Origin of the sequence: Methylomonas albis (assembly GCF_014850955.1) — a bacterium.
In the GTDB taxonomy this organism is placed as follows: domain Bacteria; phylum Pseudomonadota; class Gammaproteobacteria; order Methylococcales; family Methylomonadaceae; genus Methylomonas; species Methylomonas albis.
Map to the genome: position 1 here is coordinate 2,008,206 of NZ_JACXSS010000001.1, position 22,273 is coordinate 2,030,478.

The 22,273-nt window shown below is 43.3% G+C and carries 18 protein-coding genes; 5 read left to right on the forward strand and 13 right to left on the reverse strand.

The features are described from left to right. Positions 1 to 35 precede the first annotated feature (35 nt). The 5 genes from EBA_RS09180 to EBA_RS09200 all read left to right on the forward strand — a co-directional run bounded on the left by EBA_RS09180 (position 36) and on the right by EBA_RS09200 (position 4,574). Positions 36 to 560 carry a glycine cleavage system protein R gene (locus EBA_RS09180; RefSeq protein WP_192374446.1) on the forward strand — a complete coding sequence of 175 codons (525 nt, stop codon included), beginning with the start codon at positions 36 to 38 and terminating at the stop codon, positions 558 to 560. Between the two features lie 4 nt (positions 561 to 564). Next, on the forward strand, positions 565 to 1,038 hold the full coding sequence (locus EBA_RS09185; protein ID WP_192374447.1) for a peroxiredoxin: 474 nt from the start codon (positions 565 to 567) through the stop codon (positions 1,036 to 1,038). A gap of 152 nt (positions 1,039 to 1,190) precedes the next feature. Beyond that, positions 1,191 to 1,430, forward strand: coding sequence for an OadG family protein (locus EBA_RS09190; RefSeq protein WP_192374448.1), 240 nt, complete (start codon positions 1,191 to 1,193; stop codon positions 1,428 to 1,430). Positions 1,431 to 1,483: 53 nt separating this feature from the next. After that, a complete protein-coding gene (gene oadA / locus EBA_RS09195; protein ID WP_192374449.1) occupies positions 1,484 to 3,301 on the forward strand; it encodes a sodium-extruding oxaloacetate decarboxylase subunit alpha in 1,818 nt (605 codons plus the stop codon). Between the two features lie 145 nt (positions 3,302 to 3,446). Further along, complete coding sequence (locus tag EBA_RS09200; protein ID WP_192374450.1) at positions 3,447 to 4,574, forward strand: sodium ion-translocating decarboxylase subunit beta; 1,128 nt, start codon at positions 3,447 to 3,449, stop codon at positions 4,572 to 4,574. 152 nt (positions 4,575 to 4,726) lie between these two features. Here EBA_RS09200 and EBA_RS09205 read toward each other — a convergent pair whose 3' ends face one another. The 13 genes from EBA_RS09205 to EBA_RS09265 all read right to left on the reverse strand — a co-directional run bounded on the left by EBA_RS09205 (position 4,727) and on the right by EBA_RS09265 (position 22,112). Continuing rightward, positions 4,727 to 5,878: a glycosyltransferase family 4 protein gene (locus EBA_RS09205; protein ID WP_192374451.1), complete on the reverse strand. Its 1,152-nt coding sequence runs from the start codon at positions 5,876 to 5,878 to the stop codon at positions 4,727 to 4,729. Positions 5,879 to 5,986: 108 nt separating this feature from the next. Next, positions 5,987 to 7,075: a glycosyltransferase gene (locus tag EBA_RS09210; protein WP_192374452.1), complete on the reverse strand. Its 1,089-nt coding sequence runs from the start codon at positions 7,073 to 7,075 to the stop codon at positions 5,987 to 5,989. A gap of 18 nt (positions 7,076 to 7,093) precedes the next feature. Further along, positions 7,094 to 8,059 (reverse strand): GDP-mannose 4,6-dehydratase, encoded by a 966-nt coding sequence (locus EBA_RS09215; protein WP_192374453.1) that lies wholly within the window; start codon positions 8,057 to 8,059, stop codon positions 7,094 to 7,096. Positions 8,060 to 8,061: 2 nt separating this feature from the next. Continuing rightward, entirely contained in the window at positions 8,062 to 9,174 is a 1,113-nt protein-coding gene (locus tag EBA_RS09220) for a glycosyltransferase family 4 protein (RefSeq protein WP_192374454.1), read from the reverse strand. Between the two features lie 94 nt (positions 9,175 to 9,268). Beyond that, positions 9,269 to 10,585, reverse strand: a complete 1,317-nt coding sequence (locus EBA_RS09225; protein ID WP_192374455.1) for a glycosyltransferase family 4 protein — start codon at positions 10,583 to 10,585, stop codon at positions 9,269 to 9,271. A gap of 231 nt (positions 10,586 to 10,816) precedes the next feature. After that, positions 10,817 to 11,692, reverse strand: a complete 876-nt coding sequence (locus tag EBA_RS09230) for a GDP-mannose 4,6-dehydratase (RefSeq protein WP_192374456.1) — start codon at positions 11,690 to 11,692, stop codon at positions 10,817 to 10,819. A 268-nt stretch (positions 11,693 to 11,960) separates the two neighbouring features. Continuing rightward, positions 11,961 to 14,465: a glycosyltransferase gene (locus tag EBA_RS09235; RefSeq protein ID WP_192374457.1), complete on the reverse strand. Its 2,505-nt coding sequence runs from the start codon at positions 14,463 to 14,465 to the stop codon at positions 11,961 to 11,963. Then, on the reverse strand, positions 14,465 to 15,265 hold the full coding sequence (locus EBA_RS09240) for an FkbM family methyltransferase (protein WP_192374458.1): 801 nt from the start codon (positions 15,263 to 15,265) through the stop codon (positions 14,465 to 14,467). The genes EBA_RS09235 and EBA_RS09240 overlap by 1 nt, the downstream gene beginning before the upstream one ends. Positions 15,266 to 15,276: 11 nt before the next feature. Continuing rightward, on the reverse strand, positions 15,277 to 16,536 hold the full coding sequence (locus tag EBA_RS09245; protein WP_192374459.1) for a class I SAM-dependent methyltransferase: 1,260 nt from the start codon (positions 16,534 to 16,536) through the stop codon (positions 15,277 to 15,279). Between the two features lie 455 nt (positions 16,537 to 16,991). Further along, complete coding sequence (locus EBA_RS09250) at positions 16,992 to 18,245, reverse strand: ABC transporter ATP-binding protein (RefSeq protein WP_192374460.1); 1,254 nt, start codon at positions 18,243 to 18,245, stop codon at positions 16,992 to 16,994. A gap of 24 nt (positions 18,246 to 18,269) precedes the next feature. Then, entirely contained in the window at positions 18,270 to 19,091 is an 822-nt protein-coding gene (locus tag EBA_RS09255) for an ABC transporter permease (RefSeq protein ID WP_225616054.1), read from the reverse strand. Between the two features lie 139 nt (positions 19,092 to 19,230). After that, complete coding sequence (locus EBA_RS09260; RefSeq protein WP_192374461.1) at positions 19,231 to 21,312, reverse strand: YgiQ family radical SAM protein; 2,082 nt, start codon at positions 21,310 to 21,312, stop codon at positions 19,231 to 19,233. Further along, positions 21,309 to 22,112 (reverse strand): spermine/spermidine synthase domain-containing protein, encoded by an 804-nt coding sequence (locus EBA_RS09265; RefSeq protein WP_192374462.1) that lies wholly within the window; start codon positions 22,110 to 22,112, stop codon positions 21,309 to 21,311. The genes EBA_RS09260 and EBA_RS09265 overlap by 4 nt, the downstream gene beginning before the upstream one ends. Positions 22,113 to 22,273 lie beyond the last annotated feature (161 nt).

Below are 22,273 nucleotides of genomic sequence, written 5' to 3' on the forward strand. Positions count from 1 at the left end.
TTACACTGCGCTCGGCGTATTCAAGGACTTATTTTATGCAACTTGCAATCACAGTGTTGGGCAATAAGTCCAACGGTTTTATCGCGGAAATCCTGTCGGCGCTGAGTGCCTGTCAATGCAGTGTCGTGGAGCTGCGCACCTCCAATCTGACCCAAATCACTGCGGCTTACGTGTTGATCGCCGGCAATTGGAATCATATCGCCAAACTGGAAGGTATGCTGGAGGCGATAAAAGTTCGATTTGAAATTCAAATGACTTTTCTACGGCCGGATGAGACCCCGCCGGTGCTGGAGGGGGTGCCCTATACATTGGAAACTATTTCCATGGATAAGAACGATGTGCTGTTCGCGGTGACTTCGTTTTTATTCGACAGAGGCATTTGTATCGAAGAAATCAATGCCAGCCGCCATCAGGCTGCATTTTTTAATACGCCGGTGTTTTCCACAAGGTTTGTGTTACTGGTGCCGCCGGAAGTGCGCATTTTATCGTTGCGCGAAGAGTTTCTGGATTTCTGCGACGGCTTGAACATCGACGCTATTCTCGAACCCATCAAAAGGTGATCTCATGACTTTAGCCGCTCTCGGCTCTGCCGTTCCCGATTTTGAAATTGCCGCAACCGGCGATAAGACGGTCAAACTTAGCGATTATCGCGGTAGAAAAGTTGTTTTGTATTTTTATCCCAAGGACAACACGCCGGGCTGCACCCAGGAAGGACAAGGGTTCAGGGATAATATCGAACAGTTCAAGCAGTTAAATGCGCTTATCTTCGGGGTATCGCGTGACAGCGTGAAAATGCACGAAGGGTTTAAATGCAAACAGGCATTTCCGTTCGATTTACTATCCGATCTGGACGAGAGTCTGTGTAGTTTATTCGATGTCATTAAAATGAAGAACATGTATGGCAAGCAAGTGCGGGGTATAGAACGCAGCACTTTCGTTATCGACGAAGCCGGTGTGTTGGTCAAGGAATGGCGCAAAGTTCAGGTTAAAACGCACATCGCTGATGTGTTGAGCTATCTGCAATCGGCCACTGAATAAACTGATGTCCGCTTGTCTGGGTTGCTGACTCTCTTCACATAACATCCGGGTTCATCGGCTACGTTCATTAAACCCTTCGCGCCGCTCAGGATTGTTTAATCCGGCGGTTTTGGCGATAATGAACACAGTTTTTAATCATTGGGACGAAACACATGAACGAAATGTTGTCCTCAGGGATTGAGCTGATGCTGCTAGGCATGGGCATGGTCTACGCGTTTTTGGCCATGTTGATAGTGGCTATCAATGTGATGTCCAGGTTGGTACGCCGCTATTTTCCGGAAATGCCTGCCAAATTTTCGGATCAAGCTATCGTGGCAGGAAACGATAAAGCAGTCATCGCCGCTATTACCGCAGCCGTTCATCAATACCGCAAAAAACATAATCACGGATAATCATACCCACAAGGTAGCTGTACTCGACCCAAAAACGTCATTAGGAGAAAAGAGTGGAAAAGGTAAATAAGCCCCTAGGAATTACTGAGGTGGTATTACGTGACGCCCATCAGTCAATTCTGGCGACCCGGCTTCGTATCGAAGACATGCTGCCTATTTGTGAGCAGCTTGATCAAATCGGTTACTGGTCTATCGAGTCTTGGGGAGGCGCTACCTTCGATGCCTGTATTCGCTATTTGGGTGATGATCCTTGGGAACGCTTGCGCTTGTTGAAGAAAGCCATGCCCAATACGCCGCAGCAAATGCTGTTCCGTGGCCAAAATATTTTGGGCTACCGACACTATGCCGACGATGTGGTCGATAAATTTGTCGAACGTTGCGTGGTCAACGGTATAGACGTATTTCGGATTTTTGATGCAATGAACGATATGCGCAATATCGAACGTGCGATCAAAGCCGTGCTACATACCGATGCCCATGCTCAGGGTACTATTTCTTACACTACCAGTCCGGTGCACACCATCAAGAAATGGGTTGAGCAAGGCAAGCAGATCGAGGACATGGGTGCGCATTCCATCTGTATCAAGGATATGGCCGGACTGTTGACGCCATACGACGCATACGAACTGATCAGCAAACTGAAAAAAGCCGTGGCGATTCCGATTCACATGCAATGCCATGCCACCACAGGCTTGAGCGTGGGAACTTACATCAAAGCAATCGAGGCCGGTGTGGATAACCTCGATACCGCGATTTCTTCGTTAAGTATGACCTATGGTCACAGTCCTACCGAAACCATCGTTGCCGCTATGGCTGGGCAGAAGCGCGAAACAGGCCTGGATCTGATTAAGCTGGAAAAAATCGCCGCTTATTTCCGCGAAGTGCGCAAAAAATATGCGAAATTCGAAGGCAGCTTGAAAGGTGTTGACGGGCGGATTTTAGTCTCGCAAGTACCGGGCGGCATGCTCACCAATATGGAAAGTCAATTGCGCGAGCAGGGCGCCGCTGATCGTTTTGACGCAGTGTTGCAGGAAATTCCGTTGGTGCGCAAAGACTTGGGTTATATCCCCTTGGTCACGCCAACCTCGCAAATCGTCGGCACCCAGGCGGTGTTGAACGTGCTGGCCGGCGAGCGGTATAAAACCATCAGCAAGGAAACTGCCGGCGTATTGAAAGGCGAATATGGCGCTACGCCTGCGCCTGTTAATAAGGAATTGCAGGCACGTGTGCTGAATGGCGCCGAGCCGATTACCTGCCGGCCAGCGGATTTGCTGGAAGCGGAAATGGACAAGTTGGTAGCCGAAGTAAAAGCTAAAGCCACCGCGGAAGGTGTGAAGCTGGCCGAGAGTGTCGAGGAAGATGCACTGATCGACGGTTTATTTGCGCTAATCGGTTGGAAATTTATTCAAAACCGGGGCAACCCGGCGGCTTTCGAACCGGTTCCGGGATTGGAGCCGGCACCCGCAGCAGCTTCCACCCCCGTGCCTGCAGTTGCGCAAACCGCTGGTGTGACCGAGACATATACAGTTAATGTCGATGGCAAAAACTATCATGTAGCCGTGGCACCCGGCGGTGCTGATATAGTCGTCAAACCGGCTGTGGTTCATTCCGTTTTGGATAGCGGTCCGATGTTAGCGGCTACCGCACCTATAGTTAGTGGCAGTGGGTTTGTGGAATCTCCACTCGCCGGTGTGGTGCTTAAAGTCAACGTCAATGTCGGCTCTCATCTCTCCGAAGGGGATGTAGTTTTGATCATGGAAGCGATGAAAATGGAAACCGAGATCCGCGCCAAAGTCGCTGGCATCGTCAGCGCGGTAAACGTCCGTCAGGGTGATTCCGTCGGGGTTGGCGATGTGCTGGTCTCTTTATAAAAACTCTTACCGTTAAAAGTAGTCTCGGCCCGCGATAGCTTACGGCCGAGACCTAAGTAATCTTCTGATCAGCTATTCGGGCCGCACTGTTGGCTGACTCGGGTAATGGTGATTCTGATCAAACAACCGACTTAATACATACTCCATGGAAAATCTTAGACTGTTGTGGGAAAGCACGGGTATCTATAACGTTACCGGGCCGCAAGTCGTTATGATGGCTGTCGGATTTTTATTACTGTATCTCGCCATCAAGAAAGGCTTCGAGCCTCTACTGCTATTACCGATAGGCTTTGGCGCGGTGCTTAGCAATATACCGATGGCAGGCATGATAGATGAAGGCGGCATCCTTTATTACTTGTATGGCGGTATCAAGGCCGGCATCTTTCCACTGCTAATTTTCATGGGCGTTGGTGCGATGACCGATTTCGGGCCCATGCTGGCCAATCCCAAAACCTTGTTTTTAGGCGCCGCAGCCCAATTCGGTATTTTTGCGACTTTATTCGGCGCGCTGGCGTTAAATGCGGTTCCGGGTATGGACTTCACGCTTAAGCAAGCTGCGGCGATCGCTATTATTGGCGGCGCTGACGGCCCGACAGCCATCTATGTGGCCTCCAAATTGGCACCTGAGTTATTGGGTGCGATTGCGGTGGCCGCCTATTCGTACATGGCTTTGGTGCCTTTGATCCAGCCCCCGATCATGCGTGCATTGACCAGCGAACAAGAGCGACGGATAGAAATGCAGCAACTTAGAGTGGTTAGCAAAGCCGAAAAAATCGTATTTCCTTTGATGTTGCTGGTGTTGACCGCGATGTTGCTGCCTTCGGCGGCGCCACTGGTCGGCATGTTCTGTTTGGGGAATTTAATGAACGCCAGTGGCGTGGTGGACAGGCTGAGCAAAACCGCGCAAAACGAATTGATTAATATTGTCACGATATTCCTGGGCTTGTCGGTCGGTTCCAAACTGAGCGCCGAAGCGTTCTTGAAAATGGAAACGCTGGGTATTTTAGCTCTAGGCGCAGTCGCTTTTTCCATTGGCACCGCCAGTGGCGTGCTGATGGCCAAAGTCATGAACCGATTTAGCAGTACGCCGATCAATCCTTTGATTGGCGCTGCCGGTGTCTCTGCGGTGCCAATGGCTGCACGGGTTGCAAATAAGATCGGTCTGGAAAGCAATCCACATAATTTCTTGCTAATGCACGCGATGGGACCGAATGTGGCCGGGGTAATTGGCTCGGCGGTGGCGGCGGGGGTGCTGTTGAGTTTGGTGCGCTAACGATTTAGAGTAATCTGACCTATGTCGATATCGGCACCATTGTCCCAGCTTAACAGGTGAAAATGCCAGAACAAAAAACAGGACTTAATTGATTTATTCTGGTTTTCTGTGCGGTAAAACAGCTTTAAGGTGATTTAGGGGCCAAAAAAATCTCACTGCAATAACTCATGACATTCCTTGGATACGTTCTCACCAAATAATATCCATGAAAATTTTGCTGCATGGTGTTTGCAGCTTTCTTGTGTAATTCCTTCATGTTCTTTCGAGCCAATAATAAATTGAATTATGTTTTCTGTCAGACTCTGATAATCATCTGATTGAAACAAATAGCCGGACACATTGTCGGCTATAGCATCGGGTACCCCGCCGACCGCAAACGCAAATGTAGGAAGTCCGTAAGCCGCAGCCTCAATTGCGACCATGCCGAACCCTTCAATATCGTTTGGCAGATCAATAACAGGAAAAATATGTAGCTGGCTGACTTTAAAAGCGGCTTCAAGTGTATGTTCTGTGACGTGGCCTAAGAGCATAACGTGATTTTCAAGTTTATCCTTTTTAACCATTTTTAGAATCTTATTTTTTAAGCCTGTTTTATGGCGAAAAGCATTGCTTGGTTCGTCTCCGATAATAACTAATATCGTTTTAGGATGAGCTTTTACTATGTCAGCAAGCGAATGGGAAATAAATTCTACAAGCCCCTTTCGCTCAGTCAATCTGCCTACGCTGAGCAGAATGGCGGTATCTTCTGGGATTCCAAAAGTAGTGCGAAAATCACCTCCCTTATCATTAAAAATATTTTCTAATGGAATTCTAACGCCGGGATGAATTACCTTGATTTTATGCGCGGCGACCCTCTGGCTGACGGCAAGCCTAGCGGTGCTGTTGCTGTTAACCAATATTCTATCGCTTGCACGAATTGCTGGAAAAAAAAAAGCACGATAAATAGGGTGTCTTTCAATAATATCCAAGCCATGAAGAAAGGTTATAACTTTTGCATTGAATAAATAGCCGACTAACCGTGCAGATAATGCTGTGATTCCACTACCAGCAATAATAATGTCGGGTCTTTTTCGTAAGGCAAGTCGTAATGTTGCCCAGAAAGAGTAAAAAAGAAATGCTGCCACCGGGCGGTGAGGGAATTCGTGATATTGGGTGTCCGCATCCAGATATTCTCGACAACCTGCGGGGCCAGCTATCGATACATAGAATGTTTTATTTAATTCAAAATACAGATGTAGATTGAGCCGTTCCATACCTCCGGTAAGTGGTGGAAAGTTACGGGTGACTAGCAGAATATTTTTCATGATCCTTTGCGCCTAAGGGTGTGGATTAGTTATTGGAATATTATCCAGATTAGGGTAACGAATACCATTATTGAGTAAGCAGAATACTCTAGGTGATCCCCTAACAATTCAGTGACCTAGTAAATCCTTAAATAGTTTTGAAGAAAACGCCCAATCATGACTGGAATTGTATTCTTTAGTTTTCCAGGACAGCGCTTGATGAATCCGTTTCGCGAAGTTCACAGAGTCACCACTATCGGCTAAGCATTCTGGATGACCTTGCAAAATCCACTTTGCGCCAGCCGAGTCTGAAGCAATAACAGGTTTCTGACAATGCATGGCTTCATACAACTTAACGGGGTAACTGTATTCGCCAAATGCTGAATGACGGTTGATTACCACTAATACGTCTAACGCATTGATCAGCAGCGGCATGTCATCATCTGCCAGATAACCAAGCTCGATAACAGCATGCCGCAGATCTATAGGTATTTTTATGCCTTGTTCCCGACGTCCGGAAATCACAAGCTTAGCTTCTGGAAGCTGGTTTACTAAATATCTCATTGCTTGAAATAATGTTTCTACACCCCGGTTTTCATAAAGAGAGCCGCAATAACCAATGAGCGGGACTCCATTAGGCAAGTTAAAGCGGTTTCTTACATAACAATCATTCAGCGGGTGGAATATCGGATCGGCTGTCATAGGGATAACCGTGGAAACGTTATCCGCTCTGCTGCGCGCCATTAATTTAGCTAATTGAGGGCCGGCGGCGCTTACCGCAGTGCATCGCCGCAAAGAGTGACGCCAAAGCCAATGTAAGGGTTTAAACCAGGGGATATAGCTTTCATAATTGTCATAAGCGTCAATTAGAGTTTTTACGCCGTATCGCTTCCCTAAATATGCCGCGAGAATACCGTACCAAGTATCTGAAAATCCGATTATCCAATCAGGTGTCTGCGTGTTAACTATCTTTTCTGCTTGCCTAAGATAAGCCATGGGTCCGCTTGCCTGTTTCAGTGGCTGAACGCTCACTGAAAACCATTTTATACCGTGAGCGTGGTGATAGATTGGGTCGCCAGCATGATAATCCAGTAACAATAAGGTGATATCGTGACCTTGTTGCGCAAGATAATATGGCAAATAAAAAAAACGCCCATAAGGTCGAGTTAGAAGGTCTCTTCCTTGTGGGCGGCGTTTACATAGAAATAATAGACGCATCTGTTGTTAATAATGCCATTACATAGGTACTTTTAACTCGGTGTCTTTACACATAAAATTTACAACAGCATCAACATCACTTTGATATTTCCAGCCCAACTCCTTTTCTGCTTTGCCAGCGTTACCTTTACTAGTTCTAATATCTAGTGGTCTTGAGAGTTTTTTATCTTGTATAACGTGGTCTGTCCAATCCAGTCCGAAATAACTAAATACGCTTTCGACAAAATATGCCAAAGATACCGTTTTGCCTGTGGCGATAATATAATCCTCTGGTTTAGTAGCTTCTATCATTAACCACATGGCCTCCACATATTCAGGTGCCCACCCCCAATCTCTTTCAATATCTAAATCTCCAAGACTTAATTTTTTACAATTCCCAGAAGCTATTTGCGCGGCGCCACGTACTATTTTTTGTGTCACAAAACGTTCAGGCCGTAAAGGGGATTCGTGATTAAAAAGAATACCTGTGCAGGCAAATAAGCCGTACGCTTCCCGATAATTAGCCACTAGGCCATGTGCAGCGGCTTTAGCGACTGCGTAAGGGCTTCGAGGGTAAAAAGGCGTGGATTCGGTGGCAGCCGTCTCTCCGGTATTACCAAAGCATTCGCTCGAGCCTGCGTTATAGAAACGCGTGGTGAAATCGATAAATCGAAGGGATTCCAATAAATTCAACGTACCCGTGACGATGCTTTCCATAGTTTCAACGGGTTGCTCAAACGATAAACCCACTGAAGTTTGGCCTGCTAAATTGTAAATTTCGTCTGGTTTATGTCGTAGTATTGTCGAATAAACGCTCCGAAAATCGTTAAGCGCCATGGATACCGTTTCGACTTGTTCCTTAATACCCAGAGATTGAAGATTGTTAAATGAACTCGCCATCGAGTCTCGGGATGTACCAATCACCGAATAGCCTTTTGTTAATAAATGGCGGGCTAAATAAGCGCCGTCTTGACCGTTAATTCCACAAATTAATGCACGTTTCATGGTTAATTATTTAAAAGTTGGTGATAGGTGTTAAGCGTATCTTTGGCACATTTGTCCCAAGAAAATAGTTTAACGCGTTGCTTTCCTTTCGCTATCAGTTGTGCAGAGTAATCTGGCGATGAAACCACTCGTTCAATCGCCAATCGCATTTCGGTCGTATCCTCGGGATTAAATAGCTCAGCAGCGCTCCCCACTACTTCCGGTAGCGAACTGTTATTAGAGCACACCACTGGGCAGTCGCAAGACATGGCTTCTAGGGGAGGGATTCCAAATCCTTCATACAACGAAGGATAAATAAAAACCGCTGCTGAACGATACCAAGCAGCTAACTCATTGTCATCGCCGGATGCGTAAATGACATTGTCAGGGTTAATAGTTAGAGCTTTAAAAAGTTTCAATTCAGCCGAAGTAAAGCTGCCGCCGCCAAAACAAGCGATAGAAAATTCGTTTTTTAGCAATTTTGATTCCGAATAAGCCTTAAGTAAGTTTGCAAAGTTTTTGTATCCGTTGCGTTTACCTACATATAATAAATGAGGTTTATTTTGCCTATTTCGCTTGAGAGATGGAGCGTAGGTAGAAAAGGAATGTCCAAGATATATTACAGAGATTTTCTCGTTAGGTATATCGGTCAATTCGAGCAAATCTCTTTTAGTGTTTTCAGAAATGCAAATGATGTGGTCTGCACGATGCAGTGAACGTGCTTTAATTTCGCGTGTTTTATCCAAAATTGAAAAGTTTTCTGGAAATTTCTCATGAATCATATCGCATACGGTGATTATTCGCTTTGCTCCAGGCGGACAACAATCAAAAAGTGAATAATAGGTTTCATGAAAAATGTCAGGGTGAAGCTTGTCTTTAAGCAAACTGAATGATATTACGTTTGTTAACGAGGAAATTCTTCGCGAGAGCATTTGCGGCATAGCTCTTGGTAGTCTCATGCCGCGAGGACGAATTTGGTTATTCTCGTAGAAATATTCATTAGTATGGAGAGGGCAAAATATTTCGACAGAAGTTTGATCCAGCTTTCTTAAGTTATTCGCCAATTCATAAAAGTAGCGAGATATGCCGCCATATTTTTGGATACAAAATATTTGGTGGTCGAACAAGATATTCATTTATTTTGGCGATATGGATAATTTTTTTGTTCTAAAAAAATAAATTTTAACATTAAATATTTCGTTTATATCGTGGGTCAATCCATCTATTTCCCTATTTAACCAAGTTTGAGTTAATGACATTTGTTTCTATAATATTCAGTATTTCGGCAGTGCATTCCTTCCACGTGGGCCATGAAAAGTTTTCGGTATTCTCACAGCTAACGACTTGACTAGACTTATGGATTAATGATACGAGTTCATCCTTATTTGTGAGGGAAAAATAAGAACAATAATTGCCGCCAATTTCATGAAACACCGGTATATCGCTTGCGAGAACCGGGCACTTAAATGATAGCGCTTCAACCAGTGGCAAGCCAAAACCTTCAGTCATGGATGGGAAGATTAATGCTTTTGCATTTTTATAGCAAAATGATAGTTCATTATCCGAAAGGTCTTGAAACCATATCAAAGACGATCCAAACATTGGATGCGATTTTATTCTTGCAATAGTAGCGTCTGATTCCCACCCGTATTTTCCAATGATACATAGCTTAAGGTCAGGATGTGTTTGCCAAATGCATTCAAAAGCATCTAACAAAAAATTATAGTTTTTTCGTGGTTCAATGGTGCCGACAGATATGTATACAGTGTTTTTTTCAAATAATTTATGAAGATATTCCCTTGTTTTTAAAGAATCACTGATTAAATCAAGATCGGCTCCCAATTTGAAGGCCACAATGTCTTTTTTATGGATATCGGGGTGGTCTGATATGTATTGTTCAATAACTTTTGCCGTATCGTGAGATATGCTCAATATCAAATCAGATGACGCTAGTGCAAAGTCTATTTTTGAGGAAAAGTTTTTTTCGTGTACTTTTGTTACAAAATTACGATGAGTAATTGGAATAAGATCGTATATGATAGTAACTATCTTGGCGTTGTTATTTTTTGTCTCTGCAACAGCATTGCTGTAGAACGCTGACCACCAAGATGAGCCGGGAATGAATAGTATGTCTTTACTTGATGGCTTCCATATGTTTTTTGGCGATAAATGAGTAACTAGATTGGCTATTAAAATTATTGGTATGGATGCTGGTAAAAATATCGGTAAAATGAGGAGGCGAGTGTATTCCCCCCATACTCTATCTATGAAGGTTGGTGACAAAAATAAAAATACTTTTTTAAATAAATTCTTTAGTCGTAAAAACTGCCGCGTGGCGAGGCTAATGGAAGTGAAGTAGCTGATTCCTTTGCTGGAGTCAGCTGCAATAATGAAACCATAAAACGGATCGTAATAGGCCATTTGACATGGAATCGCCCTATCCGTGCAAATTGAAAGCATATTTATAATTACATTTCGCTCAGTTCTACGAATGCCTGTGTTGCCATCTCCGCGAAAAAAATCTGTACAATCAATATAAATAGTCATTAGTTATCCTTTCTGGTTTTATAATGTTGAGTGTTTCACGAAATACATGGAGTATTAGATATGTTTTCAATTTATGATAAGGATGGGCTATGGATAGATGAATAAAATTTTTTCACTTCCTTATGGAGGGAATTAATAGCAGAATTTAATCTAATAGCCCGATATATTGCTTAAAAATAATTCAGCACGAAGCTCGGTATTTAATGCTCGATAGATCGTCGTGGCACGAATCTAGGTCGATGACATCATTATTTTCGCCAAATCTGGAAAAGTCACATTTGGACGCCAACCTAGTGCATTTATCGTTTCAGAATTTGACACCAGTTGTTTATATTCCGGAATAAAGCCTTCTCGAATACGCACGTGTTCGCGCCAGTTTTTTCCGATGATTTCGAAACATGCTTCAAGCCAATCCTGAATCGAATAGGTAATACCGGAACCAATGACGGCTTCGAATATCTCGTCCTGTTCAACCAAAGTAAAAATTCCTTGTGCGACATCGCCAGCAAAGGTCCATTCCTTTTTCACAGAAATATCTCCTAGCTCAATGAGTTCGTTACTTCCTCCTGCGATACGTTGTGCTGCTAGTGCAATCATCTTGCTGACGTGATTCGGTTTTCGAAACGGACTTTCGTGATGGAACAAATATCCAACATAAGCGCGAATCCCCAGCGACCGGTAATACCTAGCCGCATACACGGATTGAATTCGCGCCACAGAATAAGCGCAGCCTGCTTCAAATTCATCGTGTTCTGAAATGGGGGTTCCGGTATTGACGAATTGTAAACCGCTGCCCGTAATGAATACCTTGGTATCTGGGCTATGCCTTTTAACAGCCTCAAGAATAATCAATGTACCTGTAGAAATGGTCTCGTGATTTTCAAACAGGGCATCGTGCCGCGTGGTTGAATTGGCTGCAAGATGAAAAAGGTATTGGGGTTTGTGAGTTTTTATTAAAGATTCGGTTTGTTCACGAATAGAGATATCTCCTTTTATCCAGCTTCCCTCTGACCTGGAAACCCCAATTACCGACATATATTTTGCTTTGCAAAGCTCACTTAGATAATGGCCGTCTTGGCTGTTTATGCCGAAAACAATTGTTTTCATTTTTAATTCCTTCACGCGATATTTAAATCGATTTGTAGATAGTTAGCCCAGTACCTAATTTTTTAAAGTTACTACATTGGTGTATAGATTTCGGCAAATTATTTCTTAGATAACACCTTGGCTTTATTTAATTGTAGTGGCGATTTTCATGGAAACAACGAAAGGTTAAAGTTAAAATATATAATGGATACTTTTTTTCGTCATTAATATCTTTAATGAAAATGGAGGCGTGATGGCTAAGTTAGTTTATAATACATGCTAGCTATTTTCAAAATTCATAATTTGCCATTTCAGTATCTAATGCATATACGTTTGCAGCAAATTTCTGAAAGCTAAAATGCTCAATTATCTCATTCTTTAACAAATTCTGATTGTCAAGCACCTCATTTCGATACTCTATGGCGTGTAAAATCAATTCAGCAAATTTACCTACATCAGCAAATGGAGCATGCAATAGTAGCTCCATGTAACTACATAATTCAAAACGAATCAGAGGATTATCCATGCAAACTATGGGGCAATCATTAATTAGTGCGTCTAATAGCTGTGTAGGGAAATTGCCTTCCATTTCGGATGAATATCCCAAACAGGATGCATTTTTATAAAGCCAAGCCAAAGTTGTATCATTGACTTTATTGAAAATAAATAGTTTGTCAAGTAAGCCATTACTCCTAATTTCATTCTGCGAGACCTCAGGAATAAAGCTAGCCGTCAAAACCAAAAAAAGTTCTGGTAAACTTTTTACGGCCAGACACCAACTTCGAACCAGTAAATCCAAACGTTTGTTAGGATGGTATTGCGCTGGATAAAACACAAATTTACGTCCATCAAGCTTTTGAATCAAATTAATTGGAATAGCCATAAGGTCATTTTGCTTATTCGATGCACCAAAATAAGGCGTAAGAAACGATACGATCTTATCTGCAGGTACTTTCAATGCAGAGTTAGGTAAGTATTCTTTAGAAAAAGCAGAGTCTGTTAGAACTTTTTTAGCCTTTTTAGCCAATTTCACCCCTATTGCAACGTTTTTGTTACTTTTAGGAAAGCATTCTCTGCCAGTAAAGAAGTGTGGTATATAATCTGGAATATAGGCTAACAAAGGAGCATTTAGGCTAATTGCCTCAGGAAAATTATAATAATGGGGGACGACAGCATACCTTAACTTTGGGGAAATAGATGAAAATAGTTTACTTATTTTTTTTGAAGCTACATAAGCTATAATAATGTTCTGAAATAAAAGAAATAAATACGTTAAAATGGATTTTATTAGTCTATAAAACGATTTTATGTTGCGGATTTTACGCTTTCCTTTTATTGTATCCAATATCCTCAGAAAATGCTCATTTGACCTATTTCCGCATCCATTGATCAGACTTTTTATAAATCTATTGCTCGCATTTTCTAAGTAGTATATGCCTAGCTCTGATAATGGGATTACCTTAACTAAATCTGGGCTAGCGCATTCAGCTGCGTAAAATCCATGTACAACAGTAGCCTCATTTTCTAGTGCCGTGACCATAACAGGAATGTCTTTTAAGTTTAAGGCCTTAACAAACTGCTGCATTACTCTTGGAGTTTCCTCAATAGAGGAATACAGCCCATTACAATGCACATAAGTATTTTTAAAATGACTGAGTATTAATACTGGATCATAATCAAAAATTTCTTGCTGATTTAAATCGTAAATAATCTTGGGAGTAACAGAAGAGCTAGAGCTCTCCAATAAGGCCTTTATGGTGTTTTCAAATATAGGTTGGCCATATTCTTTTAAATAACGTCGTCTAATTGACTCTTGGCTATCAATTATCTCAGATATGAGAGCTTTATCGCCATTTATAATAAGTTGGGCAACCCGCAGTGCATCTTCTTCATTCTTTACCAATCCAGGGGAGTTAAATCCGAAATATCGATGCAATAACGAATTTGGGAAATACAGAACAGGACCTCCTAACATCATCATTTCGATGGGGGGAAGATAGCAAACATTTCTCTCTCGATAGGTATAGATATAACCAGACTCTTTTGAGAATTCTGACAAAAATGCTGCACGTGAAAGCGTACCAACAACATTCGGATCGGCATTGGGTTCTAACTGAACACCGTAATACCGAAATTTCCTTTGCTCAAAAAATTCCTTTAGATAACGAAAGTGAGTTTGATAATAAGCGTTCGTAATATTTGGGCATGAGAGGGCGATTGTTTGCCTGCGAATTTCTGTAGTTGCCCAAGTGTCTTTAAGATCAAGTACATCATCAGTTAACCAGTAAGGCACAACATGCCCCACATTTTGAAGCCATATCTGCTCGTCAGATAAACATTCATTTGCGTGTGGCAAGAACCAGAAGTTCTCTCGTCCTTGGATTAAATCGAAAGCGCCATTTTCGTACAGCTTTTTACTCACAATCCCAATTTGACCGTAGCAACGATATAATACTGTCCCACTAAAAACCTTCAGTACGCTAAGTAACCAATCAGGATGAATTGTTACGATAACAACATCAAAGTATGTATTTAATATTTCCCCTATTTCGTGAGAGATAGAATTATAAAAAAAATTATATCGACATAGCTTATTAAGCACATTTCTTGGAAGTGTTGTATCGCCAACTTCCCATTTATCAGAAACAGATTGGTCTTGGATGTTGCTAAGATAAGGCGGGCGAAAAACCTCGTATCCCATTTTTTTTAACATAGGGAATTCGGTTTCAACTAGCACCTTATGCATTCCAAGCCAAAATATTCTTTTCTGGTGCTGTAATTTTATTTTGGACATTATGAATTAAATTTCTTTAGTTTTTTCTTAATAAATAGAAATGGTCTCAATATTTGCCAAACTATACTTGTATGTATCGCATGGATATCACTTTCCAATTGCTGAATTCTTTTCAATTCAGCATATCGTGTAAAATTATCAAAACAATTTGGAGGGGCATGAAAGCCTTTTTGAAGGGCATATTGCTCTTTAGCAAGATAAAAACGGTTTAATCCATCGAAATAAACAAATTCATAGCCTCTGTTAACTATAAGTGACTCCCACTTCTCGTGAGTTGTAATAACTGAATTGGGCTCTGTTGCCTCAACTAATATTACCCATGGTCGAATACGATTTAAGTCAATCCCTTGTAAAACTAAGGCTTCAGCTCCTTCCACATCGATTTTAAGAAAGCTGATTTCCTTAAATCCAAATTCGTCAATCACATTATCTAAGCGGCGCGCAGGAACAGTTATTTTTATAACTTTATGTGAATTGGCTTCATGGCGATAAGCATATTCTTGATTAATGGTTGACATTCCTGTATTAGTAACTTCGTATAAAGTCAGTTCACCGTCCTCTGCCGCACAAGCTATATTCAGATTAATATCTAGAGGTCTATCAGAAACAATTTGTTCAAACAAATATTCAATCGGCTCAATATTGATACCTCGCCAGCCCTTTTCATAAAATGCTTTAGTAACCGAGTCAGTAATTGGATGTGCAGCACCAACATCAATGTAGATACCATTCTCAACATGATTTAACACTCGCCAAAGCATTACATCTTCAAAATTTTGTGAATAGGACATAAAGGTCATAAATTGATGCTCTATTTTTTTATGATCTCAATTGTAGGTAAAGGAAATATATACCCAACCCCACATTCCAACATGTCTTTTTCACGGTCGATAAATTCTTCTTTGAAATGCCAAGGAAGAACCAGGTAGTAATCCGGACTCATCAATCTTGACTCTGCTTCGCTTACAATCGGGATGTCCGTGCCAAGGGTGTGCGCCCCATATTTGTCGGGATTGCGCTCCGCCGCCACATCTATCAGTCTGTTATCAATTCCGCACCACTGCAAAATGGTATTTCCCTTTGTTGAGGCGCCGTAGATATGAATTTTCTTGCCTTCTTTCTTCAACTTCTTTAATAGCGAAATCAATTCTTCCTTGTGTACGTTGATCCGATCTTGAAAATGCTTGTACGGTTTATCGGTATCCAATTCAAGGTCGAATTCTTGCTGGCGTATTTCCTTTATATTCTCAAGATATTGTTCATTCTTGTAGTTAAAATTATTAGCATGAGTAGCGTAACAGCGAAGACTTCCACCATTGATAGAGTTATGAATAACATTGAATACCTTCATTCCCGCGCATTTGAGAATATACTCAATCACAGCCAGGCTGTAATATTCCAAATGTTCATGGCATATAGTGTCGTACGACGTCATTTTGAGCATGGTTGGCATATAAGACATTTCAAATATCCATATGCCGTTGGAAGATAGAATATTCTTGATTCCGTTGGTAAAAGTGATTGGATTCTCCAAGTCATAAAACATCGCGATCGAGGTAATGATATCGAACTTATTACCATTTAGGCGTGCTAGCAGTTCTTCCGATGGAAAAATATCTTGTATAACCTTAATTTCACCTCTAATTTCCTGAGCTATATCGGAAGGATCAACGCCATATTTTTCGAATGTTGTAGGATAAAATCCTAGCAGAGTTCCATCGTTGCAACCTATATCTAGTGTCCTACCAGATGTCATGTTAATAATCTGCATAGCATCACCTACAATGCCTTTCAGATGTTCGCGCATAGTATTGTTGGTTCCAGAACGATACCAATAGGCGGAATATAGGATGTCTGGCGGAACTGTGTGCTCCATTTGCAATAACCCGCAAGCTTGTTCATCGCGTGTTGGATCACATCGGATTAACGTCATTGGTATCTTGCGCATCGGGGGAATCTCTTTACCCGGTTTTACAAAAGACCCTTGAAGGAATTGTTCGCCTAAATTGATTACTGGTGTTAAAGCCGATGAACCGCATACGCGACATGTTGTACGGTGTATTAAGTGCATATAAATCCTACCATTTAGTTATGATTTTTTCCATGTAAACTTTTTGCAAAAGCATGCAATTTTTGTTGATTTTATCTATACACTGATTTCGCTCCAGATTGAGCAAATCCAACTGCTTTAAGACAGAATCTTTTTGTTCAATGGGTACTTTGTCAAACTCGTAGACCTGTTCCTGCCATAACTCAATATTGACATCATCCAGTCTAGAAAATACATCGCTAATACTTCAATCAATTGCCCTGATATCATTTCCGTCTTTCTTGTAAACTTGTTGGCAGTAAACGTGAGCTTATCTGTGGAGATTTTTCCGTTGATCGCGGCTACCGCAAATACGTTAATCTCATTTTGAAGTTGGTTCTCATGCTTTGCTAGACTTACAAGTCTAGCAAAGCCGGAATTGTAGTTTGTCGCAAAGTGTTCCGAGTGTTTCTGTCACAATGTGATCCGCTTTGTGCTTAATCTAATTCCCATTGGCAATCCGCAAAAACACATCCATAATCAAAACCCTCATAAGAAGCAAAGACTGTCCCTGCATCAAGCACGTTAATCAATATAACATCTTGGGCGGTATCAATCGCTCTAACATGATGTACGCTAATAGCGAACGTACAATAGTACTGTCCGGGCACTAGAAAATTCTTGGGTATGGTTATCGTCATGTTTACCACATCTCCATCATTACCCGTCGCAGGCCATTTATTATTATTATTAGTAAAAACTTTTCTGCCTCTTTGATCTATTAGATAAAAGCCAATTACGCTTTCAGTCACCCAGCGATTAACTACGCAGCGGAGTGCTATTGTGATCGATTCATTATGAAGAAAAGTTGCTGTCGGCATCCCCTGCGCATTTATCGCCTGAATTGTTTCAAAAAACATATCGTTACTATATTTATTCGTTGCAATATATCCTTTGTTACTTTCCAAAGTGGCCTTCTCTAAATAATACTTAACCACATCTTGAGTAGTACCTGAACTCAAAATACTCCCTTTCCCTAACAAAATTGTACGACTACATAATTCGGAAATCATCCCCATGCTATGGCTAACAAAAATTATTGTTTTGCCATCTTTGGCAACCTCTCCCATTTTTCCTAAACATTTCTTTTGAAACTGCGAATCCCCTACCGCCAATACTTCATCCACAATCAATAATTCCGGTTCTAAATGCGCCGCCACTGCAAATGCCAATCGCACATACATACCACTGGAATAATGCTTAACCGGTGTATCAAGAAACTTTTCAACTTCGGCAAAATCGACGATTTCATCGAATTTCTTTTGGATTTCATGTTTTCGCATACCTAATACCGCGCCATTAAGAAATATATTCTCTCTTCCGTTCAGTTCAGGATGAAAGCCTGTACCCACTTCCAATAAACTGGCTACTCGACCATTGATGGTTACTTTGCCGGTTGTCGGTGCGGTAATCCTGCTCATGATTTTGAGTAAGGTTGATTTGCCCGCGCCATTACGGCCGATAATGCCTACCCGATCGCCTGGCTGAATTTCGAAATTAATGTCTTTTAGTGCCCAGAATTGCTCGGTTCCACCGCTATGTTGAACTGGCTGTAAAGGATGGCGTAAATGATGGCCTATTGAGCGGACAGCTTGACTCAGTTGGTCGCGTAGCGTGCTGTAACGCGTTTGATTTTCATGCTTAATGGTGTATTTTTTACCGAGATTTTCAATTTTTATCGCAGGCGTCATTTGATGTCTAGTGCGGATAGGTAATTATAATTTATCGGCAAACTGTCTTTCAGTCTTTAAAAAATAACGAATACCAATACCCAATAACAAGAATGACACTCCGACAGATATATTAAATCCCTGGAAAAGAAAAATGGTTTCATCGCCTATTATGCTCCAACGAAATCCATCAATGACGCCCACCATGGGGTTAAGATAGTAAATCAGTCGCCATTGTTCAGGAATGATCTGGCTGCTGAATCCGACTGGTGAAATATACAGCCCCATTTGTACAATAAAGGGCACAACATAACGGAAATCTCGGTACTTAACATTGAGTGCCGATATTAGATAGCCTAAGCCCATTGCTGTAATCGCCGCCTGTAATAAGAATAATGGCAGAAACAGAATATTGATTGAGGGTATAAACCGATACCAAATCATCATTCCCATCAATAATACAAATGAAATAAGGAAGTCTATTAAATTAACAAACAATGGCGTAGTAGGAATAATGATTCTGGGAAAATAAACTTTACTGATCATCGCCGAGTTATCGACGACTGCATTAGCGCTTTCGCTGAGAGAGTTGGCGAAAAAATACCAAGGCAGCATAGCGGTAAATACCAATATCGGGTATGGCGTATTCGCATCGCTAGGCAGGTGTGCAATCTTTCCAAAAACCACCGTGAAGATAAGCATGGTCAATAGTGGCCTCAATACTGCCCAGGCGGCACCGATGACTGTTTGTTTATACCTGACTTTAAAATCGCGCCAGGCGAGGATGAAAAACAAATCCCTATACTCCCAAAGCTCCTTAGATAGATGGAGCATAGTCTTTTCCGGGGTAATGATGGTTTGTTGCATCTGAATTGATAGTAAAGCGTTTGATTTTAATGGGAGAAATCGTTTTCCGGAATTTTTACGATTGCAAAACAGCCGGCGGGTTCATTGCTGGGCCGATTTCGTAAGTCGTTTAGCATAGTCGTATGTCGGAGAAATACAATTAACGCTTGGTTTTGAATTGTCTAGTTTTCGACTTGTTTGGAATAGAGTTGCCATCGCTTTTCGGCTGAAAACTCGGCACCAAATGTTGTTTACCATTCCCAATCAAATCCGCCCGGCCCATATCTTTCAACGCGTCGCGTAGCAAAGGCCAGTTTTTCGGGTCGTGATAGCGCAAAAATGCCTTGTGCAAGCGCCGTTGTTTGATGCTTTTGGGGATGGAGATGTCGGGACTGTTCCGCGCGACTTTGTGCAAAGTGTCTTTGCCGGAATGGTACATTGCCGTGGCGATCGACATAGGCGAAGGCAAAAACGCTTGGACCTGGTCTGCGCGGAAGCCATTGCGCTTCAGCCATAAAGCCAGACTCAGCATGTCCTTATCTTCGGTACCCGGATGGGCGGCGATGAAATAGGGGATCAGATATTGTTCTTTACCGGCTTCTTTCGAATACTTATCAAACATCGCCTTGAAGCGGTCGTAAGTGCCCATGCCGGGTTTCATCATTTTTGACAGTGGGCCTTGCTCGGTGTGTTCCGGGGCGATTTTTAGGTAACCGCCAACATGGTGCATGACCAGCTCCTTCACATATTCCGGCGTCTCCACGGCGATGTCGTAGCGCAGGCCGGAGGCGATGAAGATTTTTTTGATGCCCGGTAGCTTGCGGGCGCGCCGATACAGTTTGACCAGCGGAGTTTGGTCGGTATCCAGGTTGTGGCAAATGCCGGGATAAACGCAGGATGGCTTGCGGCAGGACTCTTCGATTTTCGAGTCTTTGCAAGCCAGGCGCCACATGTTGGCAGTCGGGCCGCCCAGATCGGAGATATGGCCGGTAAAATTCGGCGAAGTATCGCGGATGGCTTCAATCTCGCGAATGATGGAATCCTCCGAGCGGTTTTGGATGATGCGGCCTTCGTGTTCGGTGATCGAACAAAAGCTGCAACCGCCGAAACAACCGCGCATGATCAACACCGAATGCTGAATCATTTCAAATGCCGGTATGTTGGCTTTGCCATAAACGGTATGCGGCAAGCGCGAGTAGGGCAGGTCGAAGACGCCGTCCATTTCCGGCGTGGTCAACGGTAGCGGCGGCGGATTAATCCACACTTCGCGATTGCCGTGGCGTTGAATCAAGGCTCGGGCATTGCCGGGGTTGGTTTCGCCGTGCATCACTCGTGAAGCGTGCGCGTATAAAATCGGATCGTCCTTTACTGCTTCGTAATCCGGCAAGCGGATCACGGTTTGCGTGCGCTGCTTGTTGGCGATGGGTTTGAATTGAATGACCTGTTCGTTTTCAGCTAGCGAAGGTTTGTCTTCACATGCCGGTTGTTCTTGATATGGATTTACATGCGAAATCACCGCACCCGGCTTGTCGATGTCGGTGGAGTCTTTCTCCATCCAACCTTGCGGGATTTGTTTGACAAAATGTACCGTGCCGCGAATGCCCTTCAAATCCGCAATGGTTTCGCCTTTCGCCAAGCGCTGAGCGATTTCCACCACTTGCCGTTCGGCGTTGCCATACACCAGCAAATCAGCTTTCGAATCCAGCAAAATGGATTTTCGCACTTTGTCCGACCAATAGTCGTAATGCGCGATACGGCGTAAGCTGGCTTCAATGCCGCCGATGACGATAGGCACGTTCTTGTAGGCTTCCCGACAGCGGTGAGCATAAACATTCACCGCCCGGTCCGGACGTTTGCCGGCAGCGCCGTCGGCCGTATAGGCATCGTTGGAGCGGATCTTCTTGTCCGAGGTATAACGGTTGACCATAGAGTCCATATTGCCGCCGGTCACCCCAAAAAACAGCTTGGGTTGGCCCAGTCGTCTAAAGTCCTCGGCGCTCTGCCAGTCGGGCTGGGAGATGATGCCAACCCGGAAACCTTGCGCTTCCAACACCCGACCGATCACCGCCATGCCAAAACTGGGATGATCGACGTACGCATCGCCGGTTACTAAGATCACGTCGCAAGCGTCCCAACCCAGAGCTTCCATTTCCGCGCGGCTCATCGGCAATTCCGGTGCCGGCCCGAAGCGGTGCGCCCAGTATTTTTTGTAGCCGAAGATGTAGGGAGCGTTGTGTATCACGATTTTATAATCCGGTTGAAAGCGTTGGGGTTGTGGCGTTTTAAATCCAGCAGATAGGTGGGAAATTCCAGCTGATACATCTGTTCCAGATGTTTGGCTTTGTCGATCAGTTGTTTGATGCCGGGCTTTGGCATGGCTTCGCCAAAAGCAAGACCTATAACATTACCTCGGTTGCGTACCGGCAAAAACAACATGCGTCTTTCGAATACGCGCCCCAGGTTCCAGGCCACTTGCTGGAACATATCCTTGTCGGTACCCCATAAATTGATCACCAGCAGACCGTTTTTGGTCAGCATGGTTCGGCAATCGTCGAAAAAAGTTTCGCTACTGACTTCCGGTGCCATGCCGTCATGGTCGTAAGCGTCGATGACGATCAAGTCGTGTTGTTCGCTTTGCACTTGGCTGGCTTGACGCACATGCTGCGCGCCGCAGCCGATTTTGATTTTCAGGCGTGGATCGAAAGGTAAACCAAAATGGCTGCGCGCGACTTTTAACACGCTACCGCGAAATTCCACCACCTTTAGCCGGCAATCGGCAAATTGATGCAGCATGAATTTGGCGATGGTACCGCCACCCAGGCCTATCATCAGCACTTCGCGAGGCGTGTCATTAAACATCAGGCCGGCCATCATGGCCCGCGCATACAGGGAGTGCAGGCGGTCCGGTTCAGCCAACAGCATACTGCTTTGCCTGGCGTGCGAACCAAAATGCAAGGCTCTGACGCCTTCTTTATCAACGATTTCTATGATGCCTTCGTCGTCGTGGCTTTGGTGTATCACCAGGCCTTCATATTTGTACATGCGGTGTAGCGAACGGAAAAGAGACGGCTATTTTCCTTGAAAATCCGGCGCTTGTCTTGTTAATAGTGCGTTGGCGATTTTTTAGTCACCCCGTAAATATGAGGGGATATTGCGGTGATGCCGTTGATTTTAGGTGGGTAGGTGCGAATTTTTTTGCACCG